Annotated in this window: 8 protein-coding genes and 1 riboswitch; of the genes, 3 read left to right on the top strand and 5 right to left on the bottom strand. The window is 71.1% G+C overall.

Going from position 1 to position 11,264, the window contains the following annotated elements; translation table 11 throughout:
• Positions 1-59 precede the first annotated feature (59 nt).
• Positions 60-710 carry a hypothetical protein gene (locus ABD091_RS20050; RefSeq protein ID WP_343921807.1) on the bottom strand — a complete coding sequence of 217 codons (651 nt, stop codon included), beginning with the start codon at positions 708-710 and terminating at the stop codon, positions 60-62.
• A 443-nt stretch (positions 711-1,153) separates the two neighbouring features.
• Here ABD091_RS20050 and ABD091_RS20045 point away from each other — a divergent pair, with 443 nt between their 5' ends.
• From ABD091_RS20045 to katG, 3 genes are all read left to right on the top strand, one after another.
• Positions 1,154-1,696 carry a DinB family protein gene (locus ABD091_RS20045; protein WP_343921806.1) on the top strand — a complete coding sequence of 181 codons (543 nt, stop codon included), beginning with the start codon at positions 1,154-1,156 and terminating at the stop codon, positions 1,694-1,696.
• A gap of 69 nt (positions 1,697-1,765) precedes the next feature.
• Positions 1,766-2,158 (top strand): Fur family transcriptional regulator, encoded by a 393-nt coding sequence (locus ABD091_RS20040; protein WP_343921850.1) that lies wholly within the window; start codon positions 1,766-1,768, stop codon positions 2,156-2,158.
• Positions 2,159-2,220: 62 nt separating this feature from the next.
• The gene (katG, locus tag ABD091_RS20035; protein ID WP_343921849.1) at positions 2,221-4,410 is read left to right on the top strand and encodes a catalase/peroxidase HPI; all 2,190 of its coding nucleotides are present in this window, start codon (positions 2,221-2,223) and stop codon (positions 4,408-4,410) included.
• Between the two features lie 166 nt (positions 4,411-4,576).
• Here the strand turns inward: katG and ABD091_RS20030 are convergent, their stop codons facing one another.
• The 4 genes from ABD091_RS20030 to ABD091_RS20015 form a co-directional block, all read right to left on the bottom strand.
• Positions 4,577-5,596: a ribonucleotide-diphosphate reductase subunit beta gene (locus ABD091_RS20030; RefSeq protein WP_343921805.1), complete on the bottom strand. Its 1,020-nt coding sequence runs from the start codon at positions 5,594-5,596 to the stop codon at positions 4,577-4,579.
• Entirely contained in the window at positions 5,596-7,938 is a 2,343-nt protein-coding gene (locus tag ABD091_RS20025; protein WP_343921804.1) for a ribonucleoside-diphosphate reductase subunit alpha, read from the bottom strand. The genes ABD091_RS20030 and ABD091_RS20025 overlap by 1 nt, the downstream gene beginning before the upstream one ends.
• A 124-nt stretch (positions 7,939-8,062) precedes the next feature.
• Positions 8,063-8,277, bottom strand: a riboswitch (cobalamin riboswitch).
• A 234-nt stretch (positions 8,278-8,511) separates the two neighbouring features.
• Positions 8,512-9,759 carry a DUF1501 domain-containing protein gene (locus ABD091_RS20020; protein WP_343921848.1) on the bottom strand — a complete coding sequence of 416 codons (1,248 nt, stop codon included), beginning with the start codon at positions 9,757-9,759 and terminating at the stop codon, positions 8,512-8,514.
• Between the two features lie 5 nt (positions 9,760-9,764).
• Positions 9,765-11,225, bottom strand: a complete 1,461-nt coding sequence (locus ABD091_RS20015) for a DUF1800 domain-containing protein (RefSeq protein WP_343921803.1) — start codon at positions 11,223-11,225, stop codon at positions 9,765-9,767.
• Between the last annotated feature and the right edge of the window lie 39 nt (positions 11,226-11,264).

Genomic DNA, 11,264 nt, shown 5'->3' with positions numbered 1-11,264 from the left:
CACGAGGGCCGTCACCGCGACACGCGGTGACGGCCCTCGTGGGTTCTGTGCGGTTGCGCTCAGGCGGCGTCGCTGCAGGTGATGGCCTCCTGGTCGGTCACGCCGTCGACCGTGGCGCGGATGGACCGGGCTCCGTAGACCCCGTCAGCGAGGAAGCTGTAGGGGCTGAGGGTGGCCGCGCCGGTGGCGTCGGTGGTGACCGTCTCGGTGCTGATGTTCTGGTCGAACGTCGTGCCGTCGGGAAAGGAGCCGACGACATCGATGACGACGTCGTAGGTGGTGTCGGGCTCGAAGTCGACCAGCCCGACCAGGACGTTGCAGTAGAGAGGGTCCGAGGTGGGGGTGAAGCTGACCTCGACGGCGGTGGCCAAGGCGGTCAGGGTGCCGCCGTGCGCGGCGTAGCTGACACAGTGACCGGTGTTGCGGAACCGGGTGCCGTCCTCGCGCTTGAGGTCGCGCCAGCCGCCCTTCTGGCAGGCCTTCGCAGCACTGCTGTTGCCCTGCTGCTTGGAGTAGCGGACGCATTGGCCGGCGTTCCGGAAGGTGGACCCGTCGTGGCGGACGAGGTCGCGCCAGCCGCCCTTCCGGCAGTCCTTCGCCGCCGCGGGGCCTTCGGCCCTGCCGGCGCTGGCCGGAGTCGTGGAAGCCAGGACGAGGCCGAGGGCCACGAGGGGTGCGATCAGGCTGGTGATGACGGTGCGCAGGCGCATGTGAGCTCCTCGTCGGGGGGAACGGCGGACACCGGTGAGGAACCGGTGGCCGGGAGCCCGGATATTTGGGGGGTGAAGCCCGAGCTCCATCTGCCTTCCTACCCCCGCGCAGATCGGCCGTCAGCAGAACCCGATGGTGGGTGTCAGCGGTCCAGACCGCGCGGCCGACTGCTCCGGACGTGCGACGGGCCGCCACCGCGACTGCGGTGGCGGCCCGGTCAGCCGGTGCCGGCGGTGCTCAGAAGAGGATCAGCGCGAGCACGATGACGACGAGGATGAGCGCGATGATGGCGATGGTGCGAGTGTTCACGGGGGTTCCCTCCCTACGAGGTCGGCCGTGGTGGCCGACGGCCCGACGACGCTAGCAGCCCGTCGCGCCGGGCCTCCTCACCCCACCGGTATCAGGTCAGGAACTGGCCGGAATTCCACCTACCGTGGCGGTCATGACCACAGACACCGGAAGCCCCGAGGAACGCGCCGACCTGCTGGAGCTGCTGCGCAAGCACCGCGCGCTGTTCCGCCACACCATGACCGGCCTCAGTGACGACCAGGCGGCCAGCACCCCGACCGTGAGCGAGCTGAGCCTGGCGGGCCTGGTCAAGCACGTCGCGGCGACGGAGGCGGGCTGGGCCGACTTCGTCGTCCACGGACCGGCGGACCGACCCGACATCGACTGGGCGAACGTCGACTGGTCGGACCCGCCGCCGGCCGTCGCGGCCTACCGCGACGGGTTCCGCATGGTCGAGGGCGAGACGCTCGAGGGCCTGCTGGCGACGTACGACGACGTGGCGGCTGCCACCGACGAGCTGGTGGGGACCGTCGACCTCGCGGCGCGGCAACCGCTCCCCGAGGCCCCGTGGTTCGAGTCGGGGGCCACGTGGTCGGCGAGGCGGGTCTTCCACCACATCGCCGTGGAGACGGCCCAGCACGCGGGCCACGCCGACATCATCCGGGAGACGATCGACGGGCAGAGGTCGATGGGCTGACCTTTCTTGACTCGTTCAAGAAAGGGTGGAAGGGTCGGGCGCGTGCCCACCACCGACGAGCTGCACGAGATGCTGCGCGGTTCCGACCTGCGTGTGACGCGTCCCCGGCTCGCCGTCCTGGCGGCGGTGCACGCCCACCCCCACGCCGACACCGACGCGATCATCGCCGCGTCGCGCACGGCGCTGGGGGAGGTCTCCCACCAGGCGGTCTACGACGTGCTGCGCGCGCTCACCACCGCCGGGCTCGTGCGCCGGATCCAGCCCTCGGGCTCGGTCGCGCGCTACGAGTCGCGGGTGGGGGACAACCACCACCACGTGGTGTGCCGCTCCTGCGGGGCGATCGCCGACGTCGACTGCGCCGTCGGCGACACCCCGTGCCTGCACGCATCCGACGACCACGGCTTCGCGATCGACGAGGCCGAGGTCGTCTACTGGGGCACCTGCCCCGCCTGCCTGTCCTGATCCCATCCCTGAAAGGTGTGCCCGTGTCTGACCACGACCAGCCCGACGCCAAGGTCGGCGACATGAACGTCGAGGAGGCCGGCGGCTGCCCGGTCTCGGCGGGCAAGCACCCGACCGAGGGTGGCGCCACCAACCGCGGCTGGTGGCCGCAGCAGCTCAACCTCGCGATCCTGCGCAAGCACCCGGACGTCGCCAACCCGATGGGCGGGGAGTTCGACTACGCCGCGGCTTTCGAGGGCCTCGACCTCGCGGCGGTGAAGGCCGACATCACCGAGGTCATGACCACCTCGCAGGACTGGTGGCCGGCCGACTTCGGCCACTACGGCCCGCTGTTCATCCGGATGGCCTGGCACTCCGCTGGCACCTACCGCGTCCAGGACGGGCGCGGCGGCGCGGGTGCCGGCATGCAGCGCTTCGCTCCCCTCAACTCCTGGCCGGACAACGGCAACCTCGACAAGGCGCGCCGGCTGCTGTGGCCGGTGAAGAAGAAGTACGGCAAGTCGATCTCGTGGGCCGACCTCATGGTCCTCGCCGGAAACGTCGCGCTCGAGGACATGGGCTTCGACACCTTCGGCTTCGCCGGTGGCCGCGCCGACGTCTGGGAGCCCGACGAGGACGTCTACTGGGGGCCGGAGGCCGAGTGGCTCGGCGACGAGCGCTACACCGGGGACCGCGACCTCGAGAACCCGCTGGCAGCCGTCCAGATGGGCCTGATCTACGTCAACCCCGAGGGCCCCAACGGCGAGCCCGACCCGCTGGCCGCGGCCCGCGACATCCGCGAGACCTTCCGGCGGATGGCGATGAACGACGAGGAGACCGTCGCCCTCATCGCCGGCGGACACACCTTCGGCAAGACCCACGGCGCTGCCGACCCCGAGCAGCACGTCGGAGCCGAGCCCGAGGGCGCCGGCATCGAGGAGCAGGGCTTCGGCTGGAAGAACTCCTTCGGCTCCGGCAAGGGCCGCGACGCGATCACCAGCGGTCTCGAGGTCACCTGGACCCAGACCCCCACCCGGTGGTCGAACAAGTTCTTCGACAACCTCTTCGGCTTCGAGTGGGAGCTGGAGAAGAGCCCGGCCGGAGCGTGGCAGTGGGTGGCGAAGGACGCCGACGCCACCGTCCCGGGTCCGGAGGAGGGCGACCCTGCCCGCCGTCCCACCATGCTGACGACCGACCTGGCGCTGCGGATGGACCCGGCCTACGAGCAGGTCTCGCGCCGCTTCCACGAGCACCCCGCGGAGTTCGCGGACGCCTTCGCGCGCGCTTGGTACAAGCTGACCCACCGCGACATGGGCCCGATCCAGCGCTACCTCGGGACGGAGGTCCCGCGGGAGGAGCTGCTCTGGCAGGACCCGGTGCCGGCTGTCGACCACGCGCTGGTCGGCGACGCCGAGGTCACCGAGCTCAAGCAGCAGCTGCTCGAGTCCGGGCTCACGGTCGCCGAGCTGGTCTCCACCGCCTGGGCCGCAGCCTCGTCGTTCCGCGTGAGCGACAAGCGAGGCGGCGCCAACGGCGGCCGGATCCGGCTCCAGCCGCAGTCCGGCTGGGAGGTCAACCAGCCCGACCAGCTCGCTCGTGTCGTCTCGGTCCTCGAGGACATCCAGGAGCGCTTCAACGGCGCCCACGGGGACGTCCGCGTGTCCTTCGCGGACCTGGTGGTGCTCGCGGGCACCGCGGGCGTCGAGAAGGCGGCGGCTGACGCGGGGCACCGGGTGACCGTGCCGTTCACGCCCGGCCGCACCGACGCCACCCAGGAGCAGACCGACGTCGAGTCGTTCGCGTGGCTCGAGCCGAGCCACGACGGGTTCCGGAACTTCCTCGGCAAGGGCCACCGGCTCCCCGCGGAGTACCTGCTCGTCGACAAGGCCAACCTCCTCGACCTGAGCGCCCCCGAGCTGACCGTGCTGGTCGGCGGCCTCCGGGTGCTCGGCGCCACCCACGAGGGCTCGACCCACGGGGTGCTGACCGAGCGTGCCGGCACCCTCACGAACGACTTCTTCGTGAACCTGCTCGACGTCGGCACGACCTGGCACTCCACCTCCGACGCCCAGGACGTCTTCGAGGGCCGTGACGCGGCCACCGGCGACGTGCGGTGGACCGGCACCCGCAACGACCTGGTGTTCGGCTCCAACTCCGAGCTGCGCGCCGTCGCGGAGGTCTACGCCAGCGACGACGCCGCCGAGAAGTTCGTGACCGACTTCGTGGCCGCCTGGGACAAGGTGATGATGCTCGACCGCTACGACGTGCGCTGATCTCGGCGCCCGCCGTACGAACAACGGACGGCCGGACCCTTCCCGGGGTCCGGCCGTCCGTCGTTCAGGTCGCCTTCGGGCGACTCCGCGGTTGCCGTGTGGTCACCAACGGCAGTGATCCGGCCCGAAATCTGCCGTTGGGGACCAATCGGCACCGCATCGGCGGCTAGAACTCCTCGTCGAAGCCGACGCTGCCGGACACACCGACCTGGTAGGCGGAGACGCGGCGTTCGAAGAAGTTCGAGAGCTCCTGGACGTCCTGGAGCTCCATGAACGTCAGCGGGTTCGGGCTGCCGTACTCCGGCTCGAGGCCGAGCCGCTGCAGCCGTCGGTCGGCCACGTGCTCGAGGTAGGAGCGCATGTCGGCGGTCGTGAGGCCGGCGACGCCGCCGCCGAGGAGGTCCTCCGCGAACTGGGCCTCGGCGTCCACGCCCTCCCGCAGCATCTGCCGGACCTGCTCGGCCATCTCACCGTCGAACAGGTCGGGCTCCTCCTCACGGACGGTGTCGACGACGTCGAAGGCGAACGCCATGTGCATCGACTCGTCGCGGAAGACCCAGTTGGTCCCGGAGGCGAGCCCGTTGAGGAGGCCGCGCGAGCGGAGGAAGTAGACGTAGGCGAAGGCGCCGTAGAAGAAGAGGCCTTCGATCACCGCGGCGAAGCAGATGAGGTTGAGCAGGAACGCCCGTCGGTCCTCACGCGAGTGCAGCGCGGTGAGCTCGTCGATCGAGTCGATCCACCGGAAGCAGAAGTCGGCCTTGTGCTTGATCGAGGGGATGTTGTCGATCGCGGCGAACGCCTCGTGGCGTTGCCGCTCGTCGGGGACGTAGGTGTCGAGCAGGGTCAGGTAGAACTGCACGTGCACGGCCTCCTCGAACAGCTGCCGCGACAGGTAGAGCCGGCCCTCTGGGCTGTTGACGTGCTGGTAGAGGTTCAGCACCAGGTTGTTGGCGACGATCGTGTCGCCGGTGGCGAAGAACGCGACCAGCCGCGAGACCAGGTGGCGCTCGGCGTCGGTGAGCCGGGCGAGGTCCTTGAGGTCGGAGTGGAGGTCGACCTCCTCGACGGTCCACGTGTTCTTGATGGCGTCGCGGTAGCGGTCGTAGAAGTGGGGGTAGCGCATCGGCCGCAGCGTCAGGTTCATGCCGGGGTCGAGCAGCATCCGGTCGGTCTGGCCGGTGGTCATCACTCGCACGCCTCACAGGTCTCGGGGTTCTCCAGGGAGCACGTGATCGCCTCGGCGGGCTGGATCGACGTGGTCGCCTGCTGGATCCGCGTCGCGGGTCGCGAGCGGAGGTAGTAGGTCGTCTTCAGGCCGGACTTCCACGCGTGGAGGTACATCGAGGAGAGCTTCCCGATCGACGGCCCGGCGATGAAGAGGTTGAGCGACTGGCTCTGGTCGACGTACGGCGCCCGGGCGGACGCCATGTCGATCAACGCCCGCTGGGGCAGCTCCCAGGCGGTCCGGAAGAGCCGTCGCACGTCCTCGGGGATCACGGCGATCCCCTGGACCGATCCCTCGGCACGCTTGATCGCCTCGCGGACCTCGGCGGTCCACAGACCTCGTGACTTCAGCTCGCGCACCAGGGCGTTGTTGACCTGGAGGAACTCGCCGCTCAGCGTCTCCCGCTTGAAGAGGTTGGACACCTGGGGCTCGATGCACTCGTAGCAGCCGGCGATGGAGGCGATGGTCGCCGTGGGGGCGATGGCGACCAGCAGCGAGTTGCGGAGGCCGTGCTCGGCCACCTGCGCGCGCAGGGCGGTCCAGCGCTCGGCCTGGGCACCCGTGACGCCCCAGTGGTCGGGCTGGAGGACGCCCGTCGCCGCCCGCGTCTCGTCGTACGCCGGGTGGGGGCCGTGCTGCCGGGCCAGTGACGCCGACACCTCGAGGGCGGTCAGGTAGACCTCCTCCTGCACCCGGGTCGACAGCTCCCGCGCCTCGTCGGAGTCGAACGGCAGCCCCAGGGCGAAGAACACGTCCTGGAGGCCCATCAGCCCGAGGCCGACCGGGCGCCACCGGGGGTTGGACCGTGCGGCCTCGTCGCTCGGGTAGTAGTTGACGTCGACCACCCGGTCGAGCAACGGCAGCGCCGTGCGCACCGTCGCCCGCAACTTCTCCCAGTCGAGACCGGCGCCGTCGGGTGCCAGGTGCTGGGCGAGGTTGACCGAGCCCAGGTTGCAGACAGCCGTCTCGGTGTCGCTGGAGACCTCGATGATCTCGGTGCAGAGGTTGGAGAGGTGGACCACCGGTCCCCCCGGGGCGTCCTGCGTCTGGTTGCAGGTCCGGTTGCTGGCGTCCTTGAAGGTCATCCAGCCGTTTCCGGTCTGGGCGAGGGTTCGCATCATCCGGCCGTAGAGCTCGCGGGCGCTGACCCGGCGCACGTAGCGACCCTCGGCCTCCGCACGCCGGTAGGCCTCGTCGAAGGCCCCACCCCACAGGTCGGGCAGCTCCGGCGCCTGGTCCGGGTCGATCAGCGACCACGGCTCGTCAGCCTCGACGCGACGCATGAACTCGTCGGGCACCCAGTGGGCGAGGTTGAGGTTGTGGGTGCGGCGGGCCTCCTCCCCGGTGTTGTCGCGCAGCTCGAGGAACTCCTCGACGTCGGGGTGCCACGGCTCGAGGTAGACGCACGCGGCGCCCTTGCGGCGACCGCCCTGGTTGACCGCGGCGACCGACGAGTCCAGGGTGCGCAGGAACGGCACGATCCCGTTGGACTGGCCGTTGGTGCCGCGGATCAGGGCGCCGCGCGACCTGACCCGGCTGAAGGACAGGCCGATGCCCCCGGCGTACTTCGAGAGCTTGGCGACCTGCGCGTAGCGGCTGTAGATCGAGTCGAGGTCGTCGCGCGGGCTGTCGACCAGGTAGCACGACGACATCTGCGTGTGCCGGGTGCCGGAGTTGAACAGGGTCGGGCTGCTGGGCAGGTAGGCCAGCGACGACATGAGGCGGTAGAACTCGATCGCCTCGGCCGGGCTGTGCGCGAGGCCGCAGGCGACGCGCAGCAGGAAGTACTGCGGCGTCTCGAGCACGAGCCGGGTCGTCGGGTGCCGGAGCAGGTAGCGGTCGTAGACCGTGCGCAGCCCGAAGTACTCGAACCGCCGGTCGCCGGCGAGGTCGATCGCCACGTCGAGCTTGCGCGCGTTGTCCTTGACGAAGGCAGCGGTGGCGTCGCCGATCAGGCCCTCGGCGTGGCCGAGGGCGACCGACTGGCTGAAGGACGCCACGCCCTGCCCGCGGACCTCCTTGTCGACGTACGCCGCGAGCAAGCGCGCAGCGAGCCGGGAGTACTGCGGCTCCTCGCCGATCATCTCGGCGGCCGTCTGGATCGACAGCCGGTCGAGCTCGGCGGTGGTGGCGCCGTCGTAGAGCCCGCTGATCGTGCGGGTGGCGACCCGCATCGGGTCGACGTCGCCGAGGTCGTCGCCGACCCGGTCGACGGCCCGCACGATCTTGTTGACGTCGACGGGCTCGGTGTCTCCGTTGCGCTTGCGGACGTGCATCGACGTCCGCGTCTGGGTGACCGTCACTTCTCTCTCCTCGCGAGATCGGTCCTGGACGGTCCGGGGTCGCGAGGGCGACGGGGACGGGGGAGCGGAGCGCAGCACCCGGCCAGCCGTCGGCCGTCCCGCGCGGCCTCGGACCACCGCACCCGGCGGGTGCGGTGCGCTGGCAGGTCTTCGGACTCGTGGGCGTGGCCGGCGTGCCGGCGTTCCTAGTGGCCGTCGCTTCCCGGGACCCGTGGTCCCAGTGCTGATGACGGCGGTCGTTCCCACTCACCGCTGCGGGGCAGTCCCGGAGTCCCACCGGGTTCCCTCTTGCCTCGACGACCCTGGCGGGGCCGCCGAACCAGCTGCGCGACCACCATATGTGGGGGAGGGGCGCCGTCGGTGGCACAAGCGGTGGGGTCGGCGTGTTGCGCCTCGCGACGGCCGGCCCCGAGAGTCGGGTCGCCGGCCGTCGCGTCCCCCGAGCGTGTGGCCGGGGGCCATCGACCCCGGCGCGCCCTTGCGTCGCTACCGGTCTCGGTGGCCCCCGTCAGGTGAGTGTGCGCCTGCCTGTTTGTGATGTGCATCACCCCGCCGGGTGATCCGGTCGGCCGGTCAGACGGCGCGCATCACGCCGAGTGCCTCGGGTTGGAACTGCGGGAAGACGCTCGCCGTGCTCACGCCGAAGCGCGTCGACACCACCTCGGCGAGCACGGACCGGTAGTCGGTCGTCACCAGCACGTCGGAGTCCAGCTCGTTGGTGAGCCCGGGCCAGCGCCCGTGGTAACGACCACCGGCCACGCCCGCGCCGAGGAGCAGCATGACGTTGCCGTAGCCGTGGTCGAGCCCGCGGTTGGCGTTCTCCTGCACGCGACGACCGAACTCGCTGAGCACCACGACGGTGACCTGGTCGCCGCGTTCACCGAGGTCGGTGAAGAACGCGGCCAGCGACGTGCCGAGCTCCTTGGCCAGGCGCTGCATCCGGCCCCACTCCAAGGTGCCGAGGTCCGTGTGCATGTCCCAGTCCCCGTGGTCGAGGGTGATCACCTGCGTACCGACCTCGCCCTTGACGACCCGGGCCGCGGTGCGCAATGCCTTGCCGAGGTCGGAGCTGCCGTAGTCGGCCCCGTTCGCGGGTGTGGCAGGTGTCGCCTTCACCGCCTCGAACTGGCTCGTGGCCTGGAAGGTCGCCCGCATGGCAGGGGACAGGACCGAGGACGCGCCGTCCCACAGCGTGTGGAGGGACCGCAGCCGGCCGCCTGCCTCGTCCCACTGGTCGGCGCCGGCGATCTCGAGGTCGTCGACGGAGCCCGCGGAGAGGTAGTCCTCGGGTCCGACCAGCGAGGTGGGAGCCACGCCGCCACCCACGCTGAAGCCCTGGAGCGGGGAGGTGCCGGGCACTTCGCCCAGCAGCCGGTTGAGCCAGCCGACCCGCGCGGCCGAGCCGGGGTCGGCGTCCTCGACCTCCTCCATCGCCGCGAAGTGGGACCGGTTGGGCGTCGGCAGCCCGGTCGCGTGCACGGCCGCGAGCTTCCCGGACTGCCACAGCGGCAGGAGCGGTGAGAGATCGGGGTGGAGGCCGAAGTACCCGTCCTTCGCGACGAGCTGGGCGGCCGGTACGGCGATGCGCGGCCGCGCGGCGTAGTAGACCGGGTCGCCGTGCGGCACGACGAGCGACAACCCGTCCGCGGCGCCGCGGAGCGACAGCACGACCAGGGTCGGCCCCGTGGTCGCTGCGGCGGCTGGCGAGACGGTGAGCAGCGTGGAGCCGAACACCGTGGTGGTGCCGACGAGCGCTGCCGCTCCGGTCAGGAACCCCCGGCGGGAGATGGCGGCGTACTCGGGGCAGCAGGTCTGGTCCATGGCGGTCACCGGGCGAAGAAGTCGGGAGTGTCGAGGAAGGTGACGAGGAGCCGCGGGAAGCCCCACTTCACGAGCCCGTGGTCACGGGTGATCCGTTCGTCCGGGGAGAGGCCGGTGGCCTGGCTGCAGGCCTGGAGCAGCTCGGCCGTCGCGCGCCGGTGCACGATCCGCCGCGACAGGTGGTCGACCAGGTCGTCGAACCGGATCGGGTAGTCGGGGGCCCACGCGGCCGGCTTGCGGTAGCGGGTGTCGACCTTCGGCCACCACCCGCCGCTCAGCGTGAAGTGCAACCGCATCGACCCCATCATCCGGGCCGGAGTCGCCCACGCACCGTTGGTCTGCGGCAGCCCGTCGGGACGCGGCCACCCGTGCGGGTAGACACCCACGCTGGTGCACTGCCAGAGCACCGCGTTCGCACCGCTCGCGTCCTCGGTGGGCCGGGTGTGCCGTACGCCGAGCGCGCGACAGCTGGCGATCACGTCCTCGACCGGGTTGCGGATCTTCTGCCCGGCCGAGGCCTTGAACTCGGCCGAGTCGACCAGCGCGCGGAGCACCGGCCGGATCTGCGTCCCCTCGTCGAGGTAGACCTGGGCCAGCCGGTCGACCAGCCCCTGCGGCGGGTCGTCGGAGACGAACTTCACCGCGAGCTTGCGGGCCACGCGCTGCGCGGTGGCCGGGTGGTGCGCGAGGTAGGACAGGAGCCGGCCGGTGACCGCCTGGCCGTCGGTGCTGGCGTTCGGGTCGGTGAACTCGAGCACCGTGACCGGCCCGGTCCAGTGCCAGGACCGCTGGTAGGACGCCTCCCAGGTGTTCCAGAGGTCGATCCGGTAGCCCGTCAGCACCCGGGCACAGTTCTTGACGTCGTCCTCGGTGTGGTGGCCGCGGCCGACGGTGTGGAGCTCGAGCAGCTCACGGCCGAGGTTCTCGTTGGGGTGCTCCTTCGTCGACACCGCCTGGCTGAGGTAGATCAGCATCGACGGGTGGGTGACGACGGCCTTGAGGAGCTCCTCGAACGAGCCGAGCGCGCGCTTGCGGATGGTGTCTCCGTAGGCCTTGCGGTAGACGAACTGCGGGTCGCCGTTCGCCGGGACGTTGAAGTGGTGCTCCCACAGCTCGGTCATGACCTCGAGCAGCTGGCGGCGACTGCGCAACCGGCGCTGGATCAGCCACCGCTGGTAGTTCGCGGTGTGGACCCAGCCGGGCTCGACCTGGTCGACGTTGCGCTTCCAGGCCTGCGCACCGGAGAAGCGCAGGCCGGGCCACCAGTCGTCGAGGCCCCGGAGGCCGGGGTCACGGACCTTGCCGGGCGACAGCTGCCACTCGAACCAGGCACGGGCGCCCCCGCGGGCGGCCACCTGGCGGGCGAGCTCGGGGGTGATCCCGTAGGAGAACCGGCCGACGAGCAGGCGCTCGGAGGCCCCGAGCAGGCGGGCTCGGGCGCGGGGGGACGCGGTGGCGACAGGCATGGGGGGCTCCTGGCTCCACGACCCGGGGGGAGTGGCCGT

It is taken from the genome of Nocardioides aestuarii, assembly GCF_039527245.1.
Taxonomy (GTDB): Bacteria; Actinomycetota; Actinomycetes; order Propionibacteriales; family Nocardioidaceae; genus Nocardioides; species Nocardioides aestuarii.
The sequence above is the reverse complement of the archived record's forward strand: the minus strand, read 5'-3'. Positions and strand labels throughout refer to the sequence as shown.

What these genes read in the sequence shown, in the direction of transcription:
- ABD091_RS20030 (WP_343921805.1), bottom strand. Translation starts at nt 5,596, where the DNA reads ATGACCACCGGCCAGACCGACCGGATGCTGCTCGACCCCGGCATGAAC.
- katG (WP_343921849.1), top strand. Translation starts at nt 2,221, where the DNA reads ATGAACGTCGAGGAGGCCGGCGGCTGCCCGGTCTCGGCGGGCAAGCAC.
- ABD091_RS20020 (WP_343921848.1), bottom strand. Translation starts at nt 9,759, where the DNA reads ATGGACCAGACCTGCTGCCCCGAGTACGCCGCCATCTCCCGCCGGGGG.
- ABD091_RS20045 (WP_343921806.1), top strand. Translation starts at nt 1,154, where the DNA reads ATGACCACAGACACCGGAAGCCCCGAGGAACGCGCCGACCTGCTGGAG.
- ABD091_RS20015 (WP_343921803.1), bottom strand. Translation starts at nt 11,225, where the DNA reads ATGCCTGTCGCCACCGCGTCCCCCCGCGCCCGAGCCCGCCTGCTCGGG.
- ABD091_RS20050 (WP_343921807.1), bottom strand. Translation starts at nt 710, where the DNA reads ATGCGCCTGCGCACCGTCATCACCAGCCTGATCGCACCCCTCGTGGCC.
- ABD091_RS20040 (WP_343921850.1), top strand. Translation starts at nt 1,766, where the DNA reads ATGCTGCGCGGTTCCGACCTGCGTGTGACGCGTCCCCGGCTCGCCGTC.